Source organism: Rhodoplanes sp. P11 (genome assembly GCF_964266735.1).
Lineage (GTDB): Bacteria > Pseudomonadota > Alphaproteobacteria > Rhizobiales > Xanthobacteraceae > Rhodoplanes > Rhodoplanes serenus.
This window is the reverse complement of the sequence record NZ_CAXWGY010000001.1, coordinates 1,191,450-1,211,779: the sequence shown is the minus strand read 5'-3', so window position 1 is coordinate 1,211,779 and position 20,330 is coordinate 1,191,450. Positions and strand designations below refer to the sequence as shown.

Genomic DNA, 20,330 nt, shown 5'->3' with positions numbered 1-20,330 from the left:
GCGCGACCAGGATGGACTGGTCGGCGCGCGGCAGCGCCTCCCCCACGCTGCACAACGCGCCATCGGTGCCCCGCGGCACCACGTCTCTTCTCCAGGCTCGGGTTCGATATGCGTGCGTTCTCCGCTCCGCCGTCCGGCGACACGGTCTCGTTCTGGTCGGGTCTGATTGCGGCGGGGTGCGGCGGGCTCGTGCTGTTCGTCGCGCTGCCGCTCGCCCTGTCGAGCCCCTTCCCGTCCGCCAAGGATCGCGCCTGGATCGTCGAAGACCGGCCGGTGCGCACCGCCGCGCTGGTGCCCATGGGCCGCGACGCCGAGGACGCCATCGAGGCCGAGGCGGACGTCGAGAGCGAGTCCGGCCCCGAAGGCGCCCATGGCAGCCCGGCCGACATTCTCTCCTGGGAGCCCACCTTCGCGCTCGCGTCGCTGTCGATGCCCGGCATGGAGGTCGACGACGCGGAGGCGACCGGCAGCCTCGGCGGCGCCGCCACCGGCCCGGACATCGCGGTACCGCCCCGCCGCTCCGCCGAGGTCGCCGACGAGATCGACGATTATCTCTGGGAGGTTTACCGCCGCGCGCCGATCAAGAAGGACGGCAGCGGCGACTTCACCTGGAAGGACCCGGCGGCCGCCAAGCGCCTCGGCATGTCGCTGAAGGAATATGTCATCCGCGGCATGGACCGCGACTTCCGCGAGACCCTCTATCACATGGGCAAGGCGCTCGATGCCGACGGCCTGCGCTGGTCGATGCTGAGCGCCTTCCGCGACGACTTCCGCCAGCGCCTCGCCTCCGGCTTCAAGGCATCGGTCGGCAACTCGCTGCACGGCGGCAGCCGCCGCACCGGCGGCTACGGCAACGGCCGCGCCATCGACATCACCCTGGCCGAGGGCGACGCCTCCGAGGTGTGGCGGTGGATCGACCGCAACGGCGCCCGCTTCGCCATCGCCCGGCCGATGCCCGGCTACGATCCGGCCCACATCCAGGCGCGGGCCAACTGGCGCCAGATCGCCGGCGCGCTGCGCGCCAAGCGCACCCTGGTGGCCGATCGCGCTGCCGGCAGCCGCCGCGAGGCGATGGCCGAGGCGCGCTGACATACGCCGACGAGGTGTTCCGACGAGATCGTCTGAAGAGGTGGTCCGCCGACGTGCGCCGACGCGGTGTGCCGAGGCGGCGCACCGGCACCTCGCCGCGGTGACGCCGCGGCGAAGTGATCCGCGTCTCGGCCAAGCCGTCAGGCGACGGCGGCGCTCGCCGGCTGTCGCTCCTCGTAGGCTTTCAGCTCCGCCGCGAGGGCATCGATGGCGTCGACGATGCGCCGGGACAGCGCCTCCATCTCGGCCAGCTTGGCTTCCGCGAGCGTGCCGTTGCCCTCCTGGGCGGCGCTGACCGCCACGAAGGCAGCCTGGTGGAGCGCCACATGCGGCTCGGCGATCGCCTTGAACGCCGGCAATTCGACCAGAATGTCGTCACCGACATTATGGTACCAACTTCCGAACCGACAGGTGTGATGGGTCGCGATCCGGTCGCGACCAGGTCCGCCCTGACGACGAGCCCGATCGGCGATCGCGGCGACGAAGGCACGGTGATCGGACTTCGCCAGCTCGATCAGGCTGGCGAAGTACTTGCGCGCCAGCGCATCGACCCGCACGGTGGTCAGCTCCTCGGCGAAGGTGACGTGATGGATGGACTCGCTGCACGCCACCACGGTGCCCGGCAGCCGTATTCCTTCGTTTGCGATGATCAGCTCGATCTTGGCATCGTTCGGCAGCGACCGCGCCACCTGCACCAGGGCGCCGGCCTCGGAGATGTCGAAGATGCGCACCGCCTCGGCGCGGCCGGACCCGGTGAGCTGCGCATCGATCAGAACGCCGCGACGGCGCAGGCGCCGGCGTTGCGCAGCGGCAGACGCAGTGCGCACCGCCCGCGTGAGCATGCGCCCGAGAGTGCCGAGCTCGTCGTCGAGGCCGCGGGTGGTGTCGTGCACGGCGCGCGAGGCGCCGTTCGCCTGGGCGGCACTGTCGAGCACGCCGGCCATCAGGCTGGTGACCTCGCCCACATGGCCGGCGGTCTCACCGATGTTGCGGGCGATCTCGCTGGTCGCGGCCGACTGCTGCTCGACCGCGGCGGCGATCGACGACGAGATGCCCTCGACCTCGCGGATGGTTCCGGCAACCGACTCGATGGCCGCCGAGGTGCGTTGCACCACCTCCTGGATCTTGGCGATCTGGCCGGAGATCTGCTCGGCCGAGCGCCCCGACTGATTGGCCAGCGACTTCACCTCCTGGGCCACCACGGCGAAGCCCTTGCCGGCTTCGCCGGCCCGTGCCGCCTCGATGGTGGCGTTGAGGGCCAGCAGGTTGGTCTGCGAGGCGATATCGCCGATCAGACCCACCACCTGGCCGATCTCCTCGGCCGCCTTGCCGAGATTGGCGACGACCCCGCGGGTCTGGTTCATGCGATCGTCGGCGGCCCGCGCCGCCTCCGAGGCGCGCCCGACCTGGCGGGCGATCTCGGCAATGGAGGCATGCAGCTCCTCCGACGCGGCGGCCACCGTCTGGGCCGAGGCGAGCGCCGTCTCGGCGGCTCCCGAGGCGGCGTGGGCGCTCGTCTTGACCGAGTTGCTGACGAGCTGAACCGACTCGGCGCTGTCGAGCAGAGTCTTGTTGAAGTTGCCGATGCTCGACACCGTCTCGATCACCTGCTGGTTGATCCGCTCGGTGGTGTTCTCGGCATCCTGCTTGCGATCTCCCTCGATCGCCGTCCAGTAGGACGACAGGGCCGCATCGATGTCGATCATAACGGCGCGGCTCACGGCCTGCTGGACCCGCGCCATCCGGTGGCGCTGGGCCGGCGTGAGCAGGATGCCGCGATCGGCCAGCACCGCCGCGATCAGCTCGGCCTGAAGCATGCCGTAGCCGAGGATGTACCAGCTCGGCGACAGCCCGATGCGGTGATGGGTCTGGCCGATCCGCGCCACCGATTCGCGATACGCCTCGTCGAACAGGCCGTCGAACAGATGGGCCCAGTGGCGTGCCTGCGCCTCCTTCGCATAGAGCATCCGCTGGGCACTCTTGAACATCGCCGCGAGTGGCGGGATGGCCACGGTCTTTTCATAGAAGCGATCGAGAATGCCCGGCAGCGCTGCCATCAGCGCCGGCTTGACCGAGCGGAGCAGCTCGGCACTCTCCGCATCGAAGCCGGCATAGTCATGCTCGGTGCGATACGACACATCTTGAACCGGCTCGGTCATGGGGTGCGATCCGACGAGAAAGGAAATCACCTCCCTTATCGTCTGGGACTCGTGCAAATCGAGTTAACTTCGACACATGCTCGACGGCCGGGTGCAATCGTGCAAAGCGTGCCTGCATCACCTGTTCGATCGACGCCCACCGCCTAACCTCGCCTGGTCGGGCTAGAGCGACATCCGATCTAATTAGATTGGATGCCGCTCCAGATGTCTTTGCTGATTGCATTCTCGACGGCGAACCGGCCTCCACGTCGCCGGACAATGCTCTAATCGGCAACGGCTCCGCTCGCGGCCGGCGCAGTGGACCGTGAGTCGTGTGACGCCTGCGCCCGGTGGCTGCGCGCGATCGGCCCGAAGGCCGGTGGCGGGATGCGTCGGCGCGATGCCGCCTCGTAGGTGGAGGCGATGCGCAGGATCACGTCCTCCTTGCCGGGTTCGGCGCGGAACACCAACGAGAACGGCAGGCCGGGCGCCGGGATCGTGGTCGGAATGCGCGACGGCGTCGACACCCAGCGCCGCCCGTCCGGCGCCAGCGCGAACACCGGATCGTACACGGTGGTGACGAAGCCGGCCGGCACCAGCACCTCGGTCAATCCGGCGTTCGGCCCGTACAGCGACTCGGGGGCCAGATTGTGCAGGATGTCGTGCTGATGCGGATGACCGATCAGGCCGGGCGGCCACGGCGTGTGCAGCCGCACCAGCGCGTCGAGCCGGTTCTCCAGCATCACCATCATGTCGACGCGACGCAGCAGCTCGCGCAGCATGATGCGCTCGTCGACACCTTGGCGTCCGCCGAGCGGATTGCGCGGATCGGCCACCTCCTCCCAGTTCCGGAAGGCAGCACGCTGATCGTCACCCCAGAACTTGGAGCGGGCATTGAGCGTCGGCCAGTCGGCGAGCGTCTCGGTGACGCCCTGCGCGGCCCAGTCGGCGGCGCGCCGCATCAGGTACTGGCTGATGTGGAAGCGGAACGCCATCGCCAGCTCCTGCTGCTGGATGGTGCCGATGTCGAGATTCTTCGGCGGCACGGTCCGTCCCTCGGCGAGCGCCACGCAATAGTCGATCGGCGCCATGGTGCCGCTACCGAACACCTTGCCCGGCGCGAACGCGGTCGGCCGCACCGCGGCGGCGAACTCCTCGAACAGCGGCTGCCCGTCGGGACGCAGACGGAACAGCAGATCGGGCATGAACACCGGCACGAGCCGGGCGAGCGCCGTGCGGAAGTCGACCGTCATGGCTTCGAGATCCGGATCTGGCGCGCAGGTCGGCTCGCGTGAGCACACCAGCGTGGCGCCGAGCGTCTCGCCGAGCACCGTCTTGATCTCGCGCGCCGCCGCCGTGACGATCGGTACCTCGGCGAGCGAGCCCTCCGGCACCCGCATCGACTCGCAGATCACGCCGAGCCGCACGCCGCGCAGGGCACCCGCGCGGCCGTCGACCGCGACATGGCTCGCGTAAGAGCCCGACAGCACCGAGGGGCGTGGCACCGTGGTGTAAGGATCGCGCGGGTCGTAATAGCCGCCGTGCTCGTCCTTCAGCGCATCGAGAATGGTGGCGCAGTCGGCCAGCGTGCGGGCGTGGATGCCGGTGCGGTCGCAATAGATATCGGCCCCGATGGCGCCGCCGTCGAAGCCGAGCATCGCCTTGTGGGGCAGGATCAGCGCGACGGCGTTGTGATTGGAGGGCCCGCGGCAAGAGGCGCGCGTCTCCTCCCCGATGCTCGCCATCACCATGTTGGTCGAGACCGACACCCCCGATCCGGAGCTCGACCCGAGCGAGGCGGAGCGGCGCGTGTCGTACGGGTTGGCCGGATTGCCGCCCCAGCTCGATCGCTGATAGCCGAGGGTCGAGGCCAGCACCCGGTCGGGCGCGTGGCGACCACCCGGATTGCCGGCACGTCCGTTGTACTCGGTGCACACCGCCTTGGCGAAGATGATGGCACCCTTCTGGCGCAGCCGCTCCACCACGATGTGATCGCGCGCCGGCACGTCGATGTCGTAGGCGGCGTCGCCGCCGCCGGTGGAGCGCATATCCTTGGTGTCGAACGAATCCTTGAACGAGAACACCACCCCGTAGAGGGGCAGCGCGTCGAGATCGGGGTCGCGGCCCCAGCGGGCGTCGAGCGCCGCCGCCTGCTCCAGCGCGTCCGGATAGCGACGGAAGATCTCGGCCCCCGCCGGCGCATCCGGCGGCAACGGCCCGTCGTCGGGATGGCGGTCGAAGTCGCCGCGGAACGTCACCGAGCGCTCGCCGCGGAGGTTGAGGGTGGCGAGCGCGTTGACTTGGCCGCCGTCGGCGACACCGACCACCATGCCGTACTGCTGCTGCACGGACGGATCGGATGCGGTCGCCTCCATGCGGCCGTAGTCGAGCGGCGGACCGGCATAGCGATCGAGATCCGGCAGCAGGTCGGCGGCCTTCACGGTGGCGGTCGGGAAGCGCAGCGGCGCACCGCCCCGCACCGTGCCGGTCGCCGGCGCCACCGGCTCACCGTCCGCCGTCACCAGCAGGCTCGCCGGGCCGTTGAAAGCGCGCACGCGGTCGATGTAGTGCTGCACGATCTCCACGCAGGTGATCTCGCCGGCCCGGATGGCGGCGTGCATCGCCGCGATGGTGGCTTCCTCGAGCCTGAATGGGGTTCGCGCGTCGGCCTGGCCGGTCATGGCGGCTCCGTTCTGGTTGTCATGGACAAAAGGAACGTCGGGGGCAGGTGGTGACCCGACGATTAGACTGCGGCGGCGGCGACCGGGCAATGCCCCGGCGGTGGCCGATGCGAGGCGCCGCGGGCGGCCCGGGCGGTCGTCGCTCGGCCGTCATGACGCCGCCCGCCGGTGGGCAAGACCCGCCCACCTCCGCTATGGTCGCCCGGACACGACCACCTCGGCGGGGATGAGCTGATGACGACGCCCGGAGATCCTTCAGACGCGAGTGGTGCCCTCACCGACGCGGCGCGCCGAGACGGCACCGGCGATCCGCTCGCCGTCCGGCTCGCCTCGACCACCAGCCTGATCGAGCGGATGACCGCGATCGCGGCGTTCGTCGGCCTGCTGGTGGGCACCGCCATGGTGGTGCGCCCGTTCGTCACCGGCATCCTGTTCGGCGGCATCCTGGCCATCGCCACCTGGCCGTTGCGCGAAGCGCTGGTGCGGCACGGCCGCTCCACCGCGCTCGCCGCCACGCTGTTGCTGCTCGCCGCCATCGCCACCATCGGAATGCCGGCGGTCTTCCTGGCGCCCGGCCTCGCCGAGCGCCTGGTGCGCGGACTGCAACAGGCCCAGACCTATTTCGCCGGCATGCCGGAGCCGCCCGCCTGGCTCGCCAAGATTCCGTTCATCGAGCAGCCGCTGCGCCAGCTCTGGGGCGACCTCGCCGATCCGACCAGCGTGGTCCAGGAGGTGTGGAAGACCTATTCGGGCGAGGTGCAGCGGGCGCTCGTCGAGATCGCGCGGGCCTTCGCGGAGGGCATCTTCCAGCTCCTGGTGTCGCTCGCGGTGGCGACGCTGTTCTGGCTGCGCGGCGACGTGCTGGCCCGCATGATGCAGGAGATCGCGGTGCGGCTCGGCGGCGCCACCGCCGGGGCCGCACTCGACTCGGCCGCCGACTCGGTGCGCGGCGTCGCCTACGGCATCGTCGGCACCGCCGCCGTGCAGGCCGGCGTGATGACCTTCGGCCTGCTGCTCGCCGGGGTGCCGGGCGCCGGCGTGCTCGGCTTCGTCACCATGCTGATCGCGCTCAGCCAGTTCGGCATCCTGCTGGTGATCATCTGGGGCGGCGCGGCCTGGTGGCTGTTCGGGCTCGGCCACACCGGCTGGGCGATCTTCATCGTGGTCTGGGGCGTGATGGTCTCGACCGTCGACAATGTGATTCGGCCGTGGCTGGTGAGCTTCGGGGCGGCGCTGCCGCTGACCCTGATCTTCTTCGGCGTGCTCGGCGGCTTCCTGGCCTTCGGGTTCCTCGGCCTGTTCATCGGCCCGACGCTGCTCGGCGTGTTCTTCAACATGCTCGACGCCTGGCGCCGCGCCGCGGTGCCGCCCACGGCCACACCTACGACCACGACCGCGCCGGCTGTTCCGACGCACGGCACGCCGGTGCCGCCGGTGAAATGATGAGCAGACAGGGCGCGGGGTCGAGCCCGCGCAGGACGGACCGTAGCCCGGGCTGAGCGCAGCGAAACCCGGGACAAGCATCACCGGCTCCGCCGCGCGAAGGCCCCCGGATTTCGTTCCGCTCAATCGGGGCTACCGATTACTCACGAAGAGGATGGATGCTGCGGGCTGGAGCCGGACGAGACGCCGTCACTCCGCCGCGGCAGCCACCCGGAACGGCACCGCCGCCACGATCGCGTCGGCGCTGTCCTCCTGGAACTCCGGCTCGCGGCGCAGCTCGTCGATGGTGCGCGGCGACGGGAACGCCGCACCCTCGAGGTCCGACCAGTCCTCGGCCGCAAACGCCAGCACCGCGGCCGCGTTCCGCATTGCTTCGTCGAGCGTGTCGCCGGCCGTGACGACCCCCGGCACGTCCGGGAACGACACGCCGTAGGAGCTGTCGGGCTCCTTGTGGATCAGGGCGATGTAGTGCGGCATCGCTATTTGCGAGACATGGCTTTAAGAGCTAGTATTATTGTTAGCCGATTGTGCTCGCCCGTCCAAGTGAGGCGCGCTCATTTCCGCGGGGGAAGGGTCATGTCGAAAGAAGAACCATGGGTGAAAGCCTACTTGGCGCGCTTCGAAGGCAGTGAATATGGCTCGGACGCGCTCGGACTTTTCGCACTTGGCCTTCGATTCGGAGCAGAAGACCTGGACACCCTTGCTTCGGAAGTGATAACAGGTGGCGGAGACGACAAGAAATGCGACATTGTATTCATTGACAGAGACGAACAACGCGCTGTCGTTTGCCAGTGCTATCTTTCTGAAAAGACTCGAGCGTCAGCACCGGCCAATAAAGCCTCCGATCTAAACACTGCAATTAATTGGCTTCTTTGCGCATCAATTTCCAGCTTGCCAAAAGAACTACGGCCTTATGCGGAAGAACTTCGTGACGCAATAAAGAGCGATGAGATTAGAGAGTTGTTTATTTGGTATACTCACAACTTGCCTGAATCGTCAAATTGCGAGAAAGAACTAAAAACCGTGGAGACATCCGCAGCCACTCACGTTCGAGAGCTAAACGGTAAAGAAAATATTCGAATAAGTGCCAGCGAAGTTGGGAGCGGCACTTTTAAACAATGGTACGAAGAAAGCCAGTCACCAATCCTTGTCACTGACAAATTTACCGTCAAATGCAAGGAAGCAATGAACGTTAACGGAAATGCATGGAGGGCTATCGTAACTCTCTTGCCCGGCTCGTTTTTCTACCAACTCTATCAAACATATGGAACAAAACTATTTTCGGCCAACGTTCGCGACTATTTGGGCTCACGGGCGAGCGATTCCAACATTAATTTCGCCATCAAAGGTACTGCGGAACGAAACTCTGATAATTTCTGGGTGTTCAACAATGGCATTACTGCCATCGTCAACAAAGGCCGCATTAGAAAAACCAGATCAGGAAAAGAGCTTGTTTTGGAAGGAATTTCAATTGTTAATGGCGCGCAGACAACCGGAGCCATCGGGTCCCTAGACAAAGCTCCCGCAGAAACCCTTTTTGTACCAGCCAGATTCATTGAAACGGAAAGCAGCGATCTAGTCGATGATATTATTAGATTTAACAACAGCCAGAACAAGATTTCCGCTTCGGATTTTAGAAGTTCGGATTCTATACAGCGCCGATTGAAATCAGAATTCAGCGTCATGCGTGACGTTGAATATGATGGAGGCCGCCGTGGTGGCGCAAGCGACGCAATACGGCGTCGTCCCAGCCTACTTCCCTCCCTCACGGTAGGACAAGCTCTCGCGGCATTTCACTCCGATCCAGTGGTGGCCTATAATCGTAAGGCCCAGATCTGGATCAACGACACTCTCTATTCAAGATATTTCCATGAGAAAACAACCGCCGCACACATCGTGTTCGCGTATTCTTTGTTTAAGCAGGTTAATTTAATTAAAACCACTCTCAAATCAAAACTGAAAAACGCCCCCTCTACCCTCACCGACATCGAAAGAGCACAAGTAGATTTTTTCGAGCAGAAAGGGGCAAATTTCCTACTTTGCTGCGCCATCGCTGAATGCCTCGAAACGATATTGGGCAGGCGCATCCCAGATAGATTTTCTCTCCAGTTCAAAAAGAAAAACACCCTACGCGATGCCGAAACGCACTGGTCGAAAATTTTACCGATTGCCCTTCCTTTAAGCTCTCACTTAAATGGCGGGTTTGCTGGAAACCGAATTACTTCAGAAAGGCAGCAATCTGCCGTGGCTTCATTTAAGGCTCTTTTTGCAGCTGTTGCTGAGCCCAACCGTAAAACGTTATCGGAGTTTGCGCAGGGAGTCTTGAGCGCCTAACCTACCTCAGCAGCTCCCGCATGGCGCGGTCGAGGCCGTCCAGCGTCAGCGGATACATCCGGCCGCCCATCAGCTGGCGCACCATCTTGATCGAGGGTGTGTAGTCCCAGTGCTCCTGCGGCACCGGGTTCAGCCACACGCAGGCCGGATAGGTCTGCGTCACCCGCTGGAGCCACACCTGGCCGGGCTCCTCGTTCATGTGCTCCACCGAGCCGCCGGGCGCGACGATCTCGTACGGGCTCATCGAGGCATCGCCGACGAAGATGACCTTGTAGTCGTGCGGATAGGTGTGCAGCACGTCGAAGGTCGGCGTGGTGTGATCCCACCGCCGCTTGTTCTCCTTCCACACCCGCTCGTACAGGCAGTTGTGGAAGTAGTAGTATTCGAGATGCTTGAACTCCAGCCGCGCCGCCGAGAACAGCTCCTCGGTCAGCGCGATGTGCCAGTCCATCGAGCCGCCGACGTCGAAGAAGGCCAGCACCTTCACGGCGTTGTGGCGCTCCGGGCGCATGTGGATGTCGAGATAGCCCTTGTGGGCCGTGCCCTTGATGGTGCCGTCGAGATCGAGCTCCTCGGGCGCCCCGGTGCGGGCGAACTTGCGCAGGCGGCGCAGCGCGATCTTGATGTTCCGCGTGCCCAGCTCGACGGTGTCGTCGAGATCCTTGAACTCGCGCTTGTCCCACACCTTCACGGCGCGGAAGTTGCGGTTGCCGTCCTGGCCGATGCGGATGCCTTCGGGATTGTAGCCGTAGGCGCCGAACGGCGAGGTGCCGCCGGTGCCGATCCACTTGTTGCCGCCCTGATGGCGCCCCTTCTGCTCGGCGAGGCGCTGCTTGATGGTCTCCAGCAGCTTGTCGAGCCCGCCCAGCGCCTCGATCTGCGCCTTCTCCTCGTCGGTGAGGTACTTCTCGGCGAGCTTGGTCAGCCAGTCGGCCGGGATCTCCGCCGAGATCGCCTCGCCGGTACTCTCGAAGCCCTTGAACACGGTTCCGAAGACGCGATCGAACTTGTCGAGATTGCGCTCGTCCTTCACCAGCAGGGCGCGCGAGAGGTAATAGAAGTCCTCGACCCGGCGCGACGCCAGGTCGGCGTCCATCGCCTCCATCAGGGTCAGGTACTCGCGCAGCGTCACCGGCACACCGGCGCTCTTGAGCGCATGGAAGAAGCTCACGAACATCGCGGTCTCCTGCGGGCCGCCCCGGACGGCGGCCGGCCCCGCCACGGGCGGCGACGATGAATCCGGCCGCCGAGTATAGCGGCCGTAGATCGGTGGTCGAGGCGCGCTCCGCCGCGCCTGCCGTTGCCGGAACTCCCCCAGAGTCCTGACGTTGAGCCCAGGATCGCGCGGCCCCTCGCCGCGCCCGATCCGAGCAGCTCATTGAACCTACGGCTCGTCGCGTCCCGCGTCGATCGATCTTCAGCCCCGGCGCGGCCCCGCCGCGACCGACAGGAGCGGCTTCGCCATGCAGACCCCGACCCGACCCGGCTCCCCGTCGCCGAACCCGTCCACCGATTCCGCCTCGCCCGGCGCATCCACCGCCGCCCCGCCGAAAGGCACCCAGCCGCTCGGCGCCCCACCGGCCGGCGTGCAGCCGATCGGCGCCCAGCCGGTCACCGGCGCGGCCGGCGGAAGCCGTGGGGCCGGTGCCGCCCCCGGCGGCACCGGGAGCCGGTCCGGACCGACCGACGATCTGCGCGGCGGGGCCGAGCGGGTCGCGAGCTCCGTCAAGGAGGCGGCGAGCGGCGTCGCCGACACGGCGAGCGCCACCGCCTCGGCGCTGCGTGACGAGGCCGCCGCCCTGGCCGAGCCGCTCCAGGAGAAGGCGCGGAGCATGGCCGAGGACCAGAAACGGGCCGGTGCCGCCCGCATCGGCGGCGTGGCCCGGGCGATCTCCTCGGCCGCCGACGAGCTCGACGATCAGATGCCGCAGACCGCCGGGCTGATCCGTGATGCCGCCGCGCAGCTCGATCATGTCGCCGAGGCGGTGCGCCACAAGAGCCTGGAAGACCTCGCCCACGACACCGACCGCTTCGCCCGCAACAACACCGCGGCGTTCTTCGGCCTGTCGCTGGTGGCCGGCTTTGCGCTGGCCCGCTTCCTCAAGAGCGGCACGCCAGCCGGCGCGACCGCGACGGGCGGCCCACCGACCCGCCGCACCGCCAGCCCGCCCTTGCAGCCGCATCCCGGCCAGGGCGTCGGCAAGGGTGCCGGACCCGGCGCGTCGACGGCTCCGCGGCCGGCCTCGCATGCCCGGCAAGATGCCTTCCCCAACAACGAATTCTGAGCGGAGAGAGCCATGGGACTGCACGAGCATCGCAGCGTGCCGGAGCTGTTCACCGACCTCGTCCAGCAGGTCACCACATTGGTCCGCACCGAGACCCGGCTGGCCCGCGCCGAGATGAGCGAGAAGGTCGGCCAGGTCGGCACCGGCGTCGCCCTGATCGTGGTCGGTGCCGTGTTGCTGATGCCGGCGCTGGTGATCCTGCTCCAGGCCGCCGTCGCCGCGCTGGTGGACAGCGGCATGGAGCCGCACTGGGCTGCCCTCGCGGTCGGCGGCGCCACCCTGGTGGTCGGCCTCGTCCTCGCGCTGATCGGCGCCAGCCGCCTCAAGGCCGAGAACCTGACCCCCAACCGTACCCTGTCCCAGCTCCGCAGCGACGCGGCCGTCGCACGCAACCAGGCGAGGTGATCCGATGACGACCGCACGGGAGATCGAGACCGAGGCCGAGCGCCAGCGCGCCCAGCTCAGTGACACGTTGGAAGCCTTGCGCGAGCGGATGACGCCGGGCGAGATCGTCGACCAGGCGATGGCGTTCGCTCGCGGTCACGGCGGCGGCGAGTTCGTTCAGAATCTCGGCCAGCAGGTCCGCAATGCCCCGCTGCCGGTGGCGCTGGTGGCGACCGGCCTCGCCTGGCTGATGCTGTCGCCGCGTCGCCCGCCGCAGCCCGCCCCGTCGATCGTGCCGGAGGCGTCGCCCTATGGCGGTCCGACCACCCGGACCACGCGCACCGACGGCGCCGGCCTCGGCACCAACATGGGCCATGCCGCGAGCCATGCCGCGAGCCACATGGCGGGCGAGGCCGCCGACGGCATGCGGGGCGCCGCCACCTCGGCGGGCTCCGCCGCGGCCGATGCCGCCGCCAAGGCCCGGGACGCCGCGGGCAGCGCCTATGCGACGGCCGCGGAAGCCGCCGACCGCACCGCTCGTATGGCCGGCGACACCGCCGAGAGCCTGCGTCGCGGCGCCCACGACCTCGGCAGCCGCGCCTCCGACCTGGGGCACGACACCTACCAGCAGGCCCGCGCCATGGGCGAGAGCCTCGCCGACCAAGCCGAGTGGGCGCAATCATCGCTCTCCCGGCTGATCCGCGAGCAGCCGCTCGTGGTCGGCGCTCTCGGGCTCGCCCTCGGGGCGCTGATCGGCGCCGCGATGCCGCGCTCGCGCACCGAAGACGAGCTGATGGGCCAGACCGCCGACGAGATGAAGGAGGCGGCGTCAGAGGCCGTGCGCTCCTACTACGGCGAGGCCAAGCAGGCCGCCGGCCGGGTCGCCGACGACGTCCGCCGCGAGGCGGAGCGCCAGGGCTTCAAGAGCGGCTCGACCGACGATCTGGTGCGCGACATCGGCGACCAGGCGAGCAAGCTCGGCGAGAAGGTGGCGGCGGTGGCGGAGGCCGCCGGCGACGCCGCCCGCGACGAGATGGGTGCCATGAAGGACCGCCTCGCCGGGGACGAGAAGAGCGGCAGCAAGCCGGACGGCAAGGCGGCGGCCGACAGCGGTGCCGACGCGGGCCGCGGCGGTCGTGCCGGCCCGTCGTCCGGCAGCCCGGGCGGCGCCGGCAGCCCCGGCCTGTCGTCCGGCTCGGCATCGGGGTCCGCGGCCGCTACCGGCGGCTCCGCCGATCCATCGGGCGCGACACGGTTCGCCTCACCGGGCCGGACGTCCGCTCCCTCCGGAGGATCGTTCGATCAGTCCGGCAAGCCGCGCCCAAGCTGACCAACGCCCCCGCCCCCGCGGAACTGCACGGCGTGCCGTCCGGTGGCGCCGTGCAGGCTGCGGGGCTCCTCCCCGAGCCATGACCCCACCACGCTCTCGCTCCATCGCTCGGCCGCTGCTGATGCTCGGCCTGTCCACCGCTCTCCTGGCCGCCGGCTTCCGCCGGCGTCCCGTCGACATCGAAGAGCCCAGCCACACGGCGGCCAGCCCCACGGCTGCGGCCGACCCGCCGCGCCGCCGTAGCCTCGGCGCCGTGCTGATGGGCGTCTACCGGCAGATCTCCGCCGACCGCGTCACCTCGATCGCCGGCGGCGTCACCTTCTTCGCCCTGCTCGCCATGTTCCCGGCGGCGGCCGCGCTGGTGTCGATCTACGGCCTGTTCACCGATCCGCGCAGCCTGGCCGATCAGCTCGACGCGCTCGCGACGGTGCTGCCGGGCGGCGCCCTCGAGGTGATCGGCGACCAGCTCCGGCGGGTCGCCGAGCAAGGCTCGTCGAGCCTCGGCATCGCCTTCCTGATCAGCGTGGCGGCCGCTTTGTGGAGCGCCAATGCGGGCATGAAGGCGATCTTCGACGCCCTCAACATCGTCTATGGCGAGCCGGAGAAGCGCGGCTTCTTCCGGCTCAACGCGACGTCCCTGCTGTTCACGCTGGGCGGCCTGCTGTTCATCCTGATGGCGCTCGCGGCCGTGGTGGTGCTGCCCATCGTGTTCGGCTATGTGGGGCTCGACGACGAGCTGGAGATGGCGCTGCGGATCGGCCGCTGGCCGCTGCTGCTCGTGGCGCTCGCCCTGGCGCTCGCGGTGCTCTACCGCTTCGGCCCCAGCCGCACCACGGCGCGCTGGCGGTGGATCACCTGGGGCAGCGCGACGGCGTCGCTCGCCTGGCTCGCCGCGTCGGTGCTGTTCTCGTGGTACGCCTCGAACTTCGGCAACTTCAACAAGACCTACGGGACGCTCGGGGCCGCCATCGGCTTCATGACCTGGATCTGGATCTCGGCGATCGTCATCCTGGTGGGGGCCGAGCTCGACGCCGAGCTGGAGGACCGCGACCCGACGGTGCCGCGGACACGGCCCCGCGGGGACAAGCTCACCTGAGACGCCACGGCTCCGCCGTCACGGCGCCACCGTGGCCGTGAAGAGACGCCAGTGGCGGGTGCCGAGCGGCACCTCGCGGAAACTGACGGCACCGCCGAAGGCCGCATCGAGGGACAGCACCGTGCAGTCCGGCCCGAAGCAGGTCTGATAGAGCGTGCGCCGTCCGGTCCGCCGCGCGATGTCGAGGATCGCCCGAGCGTCCTTCTCTACCAGCGGCTCGGTGTAGACCACCAGCGCCGGGCGCGGCGCATAGAGTGCGTGGATGTAATAGATTCCCCAGGCCGAATGGTTGACGATCGATCCCGCCGCCTCCTCGTCGCGGTTCACCGCCGCGATGATCCGATCGCGCTCGGGCGACGACTGGATCTGCGGAGCCCGGCTGAAGACGGCGGCAGCCGAGACGACGCCGAGCCCGAGATACGCAGCCATCAGAGCGGTAGCCGCCCGGCGCGGCGCCGCGGCAACGATCTCGATCAGGATCGCCACCAGCGGAATCAGCAGGAACACGGCATGGTGGCCCGCCCACACATTGCCGGTGGCAAGAAAGACCACCGCCAGCGCGGCGAAGCAGGCGCCGAGCAGGACGATCCGAACCGACAGCAGGGCGCGCCCCATCCACATGACGGCCGCGGCCGCAGAGGCGGCATAGAACGCCACCGTGGCGACCTGGAGGAGCGTGAGGATGGTCTTCGGCGGCGCGTCGTAGACGCGGTGCGCGAAGGTCGACCACGCGCCCAGATAGCCGATGTTCAGGTCGAGGATCAGTGACGTCGGCAGCGCCTGCCGGCTGCGCCTCAGCGCATCCAGATAGACGCTGCCGTCCGCGGTGGTCGAGAACAGCACTAGGGCGGCACCGATCGCGAACACGATCGTAAACCCCAAGCCGAACGGCCAGGCATTGACGGCCCGGCGCAGGACCGTGCGCCACTCCTCCGCGGACGACGGGCGCAACGCCGCGGCCGGCGTCACCAGCCCCGTCGCCGCGAAGATCACCGCGGCCGGGAGCAGATAGACGAAGAACGGCTTGTCCTCGAGCGCCAGCGTGAAAAGCACGCCGGTGAGCGCACCGCCGATCCCCTGAAGCATCAGGCCGCGTCCGGCGACCGCCCGCACCAGCAGTGCGGCCGCCGGAAACGCCACGGCCGCGATGCGGATCGGCCCGGTGTCGTGGGTGAACTGGTACACGAACGGGAAGAACGACAGCGTCAGCCAAAACGCCAGTCCCGGCCGTGACGACAGCCGGGACAGCAGCGCCGCGAACAGCCCGAGCCAGCCGAGCCCGACGAGGTATTGAGTGACGAGCCCCGGGGCGGCCGCGTGGAACGGCGCGTAGAGGAACGAGCTGAGGCCGCCCACATAACCGTAGGCGCGCTGGACGGTCAGGCCGAATGGGCCGTGCAGGAGATAGCTTCCGTCACACGGCTCGCGGAAGCTGTTGAGCACCGAAGCCGGATGAGTCCGGCAGGCGAGCACATGGAACGGCAACATCTCGTCCATGTTGGGTGGCATCAGCCAGACCACGGCGGCAGCCATCAGCAGGAACGCCGCGAGGCCGCCGACGATCACCACCCGGCGCGCCGGCCCCCGCCCGGCCGTACCATCGGCCGGCGTCTCGGATACCCTCGCGATCGCGCGCTCCATGCATCACCGCTTCTGCAAGCCGGTCTCGGTGATCTCGCTGCGCTCCTGATACTCGTCGTCGGAGTTGGCCCGCCACAGATCGTGCGAGGCGACACCGCGGATGTTCTCGGCCGCCAGCAGGCCCATCAGGATACTGTGATCCTGGTTGTTGTACTTGAACGCGCCGTAGCGGCCGATTACCGAGAGGCGCGGGTGGCGCGACAGCCAAGCCGCGATGGCCTCGACCGCGTCCCGATAACCGTGCTCGTACACGGGGTAGCTGCGGGCGAGCCGCACCGTGTGGTCGTTCAGGATCGCGCGGTCGCCGACGAGGCCGGTCCGCCGGATCTCGTCGCGGGCGAGAGCCCCGAGCGCCGCCGTCGGCTGGGTCCACAGCGCATCGCGATCGCCGCACCAGTACTCCAGGCACAGGATGGTGTTGGGGCTGTCGCCGCACAGGCTCGGCAGCCAGTTGCGGAAGTTGGTGACCCGCCCGGTCGCCAGCGCCGGATCGTGAACATAGATCCACTGGTCCGGGAACAGTCCCGTTCCCGCGATTTCCAGATACACCAGGATGGTGTTGCGGAATCGGAGGCGGCGGGCACAGGCGCGGACGTCGGTCGGCGGATCGAGCCGTTCGACGAGTTGCGTCAGCGGCATCGACGAGACGACGTGATCGTAGCTCCGGCGCTCGCCGTCCGCGAGCTCGATCACCGGGCGCTCGCCGGTGAGATCGATCCGGCCGACCGGGCGGCCGAGATGGATGACGCCGCCCTGCTCGCGGATTCTGTCCGCCATCCGCACATAGGCGTCGCCGGAGCCGGCCCGCGGATAGGCGAACCGATCGGCCAGTGTCTTGTGGCGGCCACCGCTGCCGATCAGCGCCGCCTTCACGGCTTCGAGCAGCGACAGCTTGCGGATACGCTGAGCCGCAAAATCGGCATCCAGGCGATCGCACGGGATGCCCCACAGCTTCTCGCTATAGGACTGGAAGAAGATCTCGAACAGCCGCCGTCCGAATCGATTGCTCACCCAGGTATCGAAGGTGCTCTCGTCGCGGCCCGGGCGCGCCACGGCGGCCGCATAGCTCGCCACGCAGCGCACCGCCTCCACCGGGCCGAGCCCATGGAGCGCATTGCCGGCCTTGAGCGGGTAGTCGAAGAACCGGCCGCGATAAAAGATGCGGGTCAGGCGGTCGACCATGTCCCAGCCGTCGCCGAGAACGTCGAGCCACAACGTGTTGACGCGCGGATCGGTGCTGAAGAAGCGGTGCGGGCCGAGATCGACGGTCTGGCCCCACAGCGGGAACGAGCGAGCCATGCCGCCGACCTGGTCGAGTGCGTCGAAGACCTCGGCCGCGATGCCGTGCCGGGTGAGCCGATAGGCGGCCGTCAGGCCAGCCGGCCCGGCGCCGACGATGCCGACCCGTGCGGGAGACGCGGTCACGGAGAACACTCCAAGGGCCGTCCGCGCGTTCCGAGGACCGGCGTTTCGGTCGTCCGGCCGCCGGCCGGAGCGGGCGATTGTTGCCATTGCGGGCGCGGCCTGCCAAGGGCCGAAACGGTATCCAATTACGACGACACGATCGCCACAAAGGAAGGAGCCGTGCGGCGGTGCGCTGGAGCGCCGGCCCGGCCGTCACGTTTTCGCCGCCTTGTTACGGCGCCGTCCCGGGGGCTTCCCAGGGTCTTCCTGGCGAGAGTGGCCGGGCGGACCAGCGGCGGGAGAATCACGATGGCGTGGCGAAACGGAGCGGCGACGGCGGTGGTGATCCTATGGGCCGCCCTGCATCCGGCCCTCGCCCAGAGCGGCCCGACGCAGATCCCCCTCGCCCCGCCCGCCACCCTGCCCGGCGCCCCGCCTGGCGCCCCCGCGACCGATCCGTCCGCCCCCACCGTGGCACCGCTGCCGGAGCCGGCCGTCGGCGTCGTCATCGACTGGGAGGTGCGCAACCGCTTCCGCCTGTTCCGCGACGAGCGCGACTTCCTGCGCCATGTCACGGCCGGACGCGGCCGCAGCGTACTGGCCGCCGAGCAGACGCTGGCGGTGGAGACCGGCGGGCGCGGCTGGGCCCGCGACACGGTCGTGCGGCTGTGCAGCGATGCGGCCGGCCGGGTGATCGACGACTGCGTGCGCGACGGCGTGCGCGAATCCTACCTCAATCCCGCCGACCATCGCATCGAGGTGCGGCTCGCCGGCGCCGTCGACCCGAGCGCCCAGTGCGCCTGGACGTTCGAGGACGGCGACAGCCTGCCGCGGTCGCTGGCCGCGAGCTGCCGCGAGCCGGTCAACCTGCGCGCCGTCTACGGCAAGCCGACCGTGGTGGTGGTCGACATCACCGATGCGTCCGGCGCCCCGCCCCGCCGCGCCACCACGGAGATTCTCGTCCACGACCTGCTGATCGCCGGGCTCGGCGATTCGATCGCGGCCGGCGAGGGCAATCCGGACCGCCCCGTGGTGCTGAGCGACGAGGGCTTCTGCTTCCGCCGCTTCATCGCCGCCGGACGCAGCGAGTTCTTCCGCCCCGGCCGCCAGGGCTTCAAGGGCGACAAGGCGTGCGACTCCGGCCGCGGCGCCGACACCGACCGCACCGAATGGTCGCGCCTCTCGGCCCGCTGGATGAGCGCGCCCTGCCACCGCTCGCTCTACGGCTACCAGCTCCGCGCCGCGCTCGCCCTGGCGATCGACAATCCGCGCATCGCCGTCACCTTCCTGCCGCTCGCCTGCACCGGCGCCACCATCGAGGCCGGCCTGTTCGGCCCCCAGCAGGCCCGCGAGCTGAACTGCGGCGCCGCCGGCACGGCGTCGTGCCCGCGATCGGTGCCGGGCCAGCTCGCCCAGCTCCGCGAGCTCCTGGCCCGGGCGCAGCGCAGCCATCCCCAGCGCACCCTCGACCTGATGTTCCTCACCGTCGGAGCCAACGACATCGACTTCTCGGGCCTGGTCGCCGACGTCATCATCGAGTCGCCGGGCGAGCGCACGCTGTTCAAGCGCGCCGGCGTCATCGGCAGCCTCGCGGCCGCCCAGGCCGCCATGGACACCACCCTGCCGACCGGCTTTCACAAGCTGCGCGCCGCCCTGAAGCCGCTGGTCGGCGGCAGCCTCGAACGGGTCGTCTACGTCTCCTACGGCCACCCGGCGCTGAGCCCGGAGGGCGGCGCCTGCTCCACCAGCCGCGACGGCTTCGACGTCCATCCCGCCTTCGGGGTCGACGGCCCCCGCCTCGCCCCGATCGCCCGCTTCGTGCAGAACGGCTTCTTCCCGCGCGTCGAAGCGCTCGCCACCTGCACGGGCGGCGTCGTCTGCGCCGACCCGGCCCGCGACCGCATGACCTTCGTGAACCAGCACCAGCCCGCCTTCGCGAATCACGGCTTCTGCGCCCGCGCAGCCGACGATCCGCCGTTCGATCGCACCTGCTTCTCCACCGAGGGCACGAGCTTCGCCGAGGGGCCGGTCGACGGCGCCGCCCAGCCGCTGGCCTGCGGGGTGCGGCCGAGCGAGTTCCGCCCCTATGCGCCGCGCGCCCGCTGGATTCGCACCGCCAACGACAGCTACTTCGCCGCCATGACGTTCCCGGAGGGCGTGTCGCCCACCATGCAGCCGAGCGACCTGCATGATGCCACCTGGGGGGTGCTGTCGGCGGTCTATGGCGGCGCCGTGCATCCGACCGCCGAGGGCCATGCCGCGATGGCGGACGCCGCCTTGCCGGCGGCCCGGACGGTGCTGCGGCTGCCGCAGCCCGACTCGTCGATCGTCGCCGAGCCGCTGCCCACCCTCGCGCCCCCCGGCCCGCCGCCCGGCTCCACCGGCCTGGCGCCCCGCTGACGCCGGTCCGGAGAGACTGCGCCCAACGAGACCTGCACGGCCGCCACGACGGCCGCGGCCGCCGCAGAACACCTATGCAGGCCGAGACCCGGGTTCGCCCGGATT

At 68.9% G+C, this 20,330-nt stretch carries 14 protein-coding genes; 8 read left to right on the top strand and 6 right to left on the bottom strand.

The window, feature by feature from the left end; all coding sequences use genetic code 11:
• Positions 1-108 precede the first annotated feature (108 nt).
• Entirely contained in the window at positions 109-1,089 is a 981-nt protein-coding gene (locus tag ACFQUV_RS05305) for a hypothetical protein (protein ID WP_129610722.1), read from the top strand.
• Positions 1,090-1,229: 140 nt separating this feature from the next.
• On the opposite strand, the gene ACFQUV_RS05300 is transcribed toward ACFQUV_RS05305, so the two are convergent.
• Together ACFQUV_RS05300 and ACFQUV_RS05295 are read right to left on the bottom strand one after the other, a co-directional pair.
• A complete protein-coding gene (locus tag ACFQUV_RS05300) occupies positions 1,230-3,248 on the bottom strand; it encodes a protoglobin domain-containing protein (protein WP_129610723.1) in 2,019 nt (672 codons plus the stop codon).
• A gap of 263 nt (positions 3,249-3,511) precedes the next feature.
• Positions 3,512-5,908, bottom strand: coding sequence for an amidase family protein (locus tag ACFQUV_RS05295; RefSeq protein ID WP_129610724.1), 2,397 nt, complete (start codon positions 5,906-5,908; stop codon positions 3,512-3,514).
• A 234-nt stretch (positions 5,909-6,142) separates the two neighbouring features.
• On the opposite strand from ACFQUV_RS05295, the gene ACFQUV_RS05290 reads away from it, so the two are divergent.
• Positions 6,143-7,351, top strand: coding sequence for an AI-2E family transporter (locus ACFQUV_RS05290; RefSeq protein WP_129610725.1), 1,209 nt, complete (start codon positions 6,143-6,145; stop codon positions 7,349-7,351).
• Between the two features lie 189 nt (positions 7,352-7,540).
• On the opposite strand, the gene ACFQUV_RS05285 is transcribed toward ACFQUV_RS05290, so the two are convergent.
• Positions 7,541-7,828, bottom strand: a complete 288-nt coding sequence (locus ACFQUV_RS05285) for a type II toxin-antitoxin system HicB family antitoxin (RefSeq protein WP_129610726.1) — start codon at positions 7,826-7,828, stop codon at positions 7,541-7,543.
• A 99-nt stretch (positions 7,829-7,927) separates the two neighbouring features.
• On the opposite strand from ACFQUV_RS05285, the gene ACFQUV_RS05280 reads away from it, so the two are divergent.
• Positions 7,928-9,685 carry an AIPR family protein gene (locus ACFQUV_RS05280; protein ID WP_165364102.1) on the top strand — a complete coding sequence of 586 codons (1,758 nt, stop codon included), beginning with the start codon at positions 7,928-7,930 and terminating at the stop codon, positions 9,683-9,685.
• Position 9,686: 1 nt separating this feature from the next.
• Here the strand turns inward: ACFQUV_RS05280 and ACFQUV_RS05275 are convergent, their stop codons facing one another.
• Positions 9,687-10,862, bottom strand: a complete 1,176-nt coding sequence (locus ACFQUV_RS05275; protein ID WP_111388748.1) for a VWA domain-containing protein — start codon at positions 10,860-10,862, stop codon at positions 9,687-9,689.
• Positions 10,863-11,148: 286 nt separating this feature from the next.
• Between ACFQUV_RS05275 and ACFQUV_RS05270 the strand changes: the two genes are divergently transcribed.
• The 4 genes from ACFQUV_RS05270 to ACFQUV_RS05255 all read left to right on the top strand — a co-directional run bounded on the left by ACFQUV_RS05270 (position 11,149) and on the right by ACFQUV_RS05255 (position 14,780).
• Positions 11,149-11,970, top strand: a complete 822-nt coding sequence (locus tag ACFQUV_RS05270) for a hypothetical protein (protein WP_129610728.1) — start codon at positions 11,149-11,151, stop codon at positions 11,968-11,970.
• 12 nt (positions 11,971-11,982) lie between these two features.
• Positions 11,983-12,375 (top strand): phage holin family protein, encoded by a 393-nt coding sequence (locus tag ACFQUV_RS05265; RefSeq protein WP_244601691.1) that lies wholly within the window; start codon positions 11,983-11,985, stop codon positions 12,373-12,375.
• Between the two features lie 4 nt (positions 12,376-12,379).
• Positions 12,380-13,684, top strand: coding sequence for a DUF3618 domain-containing protein (locus ACFQUV_RS05260; RefSeq protein ID WP_129610729.1), 1,305 nt, complete (start codon positions 12,380-12,382; stop codon positions 13,682-13,684).
• A 79-nt stretch (positions 13,685-13,763) separates the two neighbouring features.
• A complete protein-coding gene (locus tag ACFQUV_RS05255) occupies positions 13,764-14,780 on the top strand; it encodes a YihY/virulence factor BrkB family protein (RefSeq protein WP_129610730.1) in 1,017 nt (338 codons plus the stop codon).
• 18 nt (positions 14,781-14,798) lie between these two features.
• Here the strand turns inward: ACFQUV_RS05255 and ACFQUV_RS05250 are convergent, their stop codons facing one another.
• Both ACFQUV_RS05250 and ACFQUV_RS05245 read right to left on the bottom strand, forming a co-directional pair.
• Positions 14,799-16,421 carry a hypothetical protein gene (locus ACFQUV_RS05250; RefSeq protein ID WP_129610731.1) on the bottom strand — a complete coding sequence of 541 codons (1,623 nt, stop codon included), beginning with the start codon at positions 16,419-16,421 and terminating at the stop codon, positions 14,799-14,801.
• Between the two features lie 3 nt (positions 16,422-16,424).
• Positions 16,425-17,846 carry an FAD-dependent oxidoreductase gene (locus tag ACFQUV_RS05245; RefSeq protein WP_165364103.1) on the bottom strand — a complete coding sequence of 474 codons (1,422 nt, stop codon included), beginning with the start codon at positions 17,844-17,846 and terminating at the stop codon, positions 16,425-16,427.
• A 288-nt stretch (positions 17,847-18,134) separates the two neighbouring features.
• On the opposite strand from ACFQUV_RS05245, the gene ACFQUV_RS05240 reads away from it, so the two are divergent.
• Positions 18,135-20,225 (top strand): hypothetical protein, encoded by a 2,091-nt coding sequence (locus tag ACFQUV_RS05240; protein ID WP_378394309.1) that lies wholly within the window; start codon positions 18,135-18,137, stop codon positions 20,223-20,225.
• The last annotated feature ends 105 nt before the right edge of the window (positions 20,226-20,330 follow it).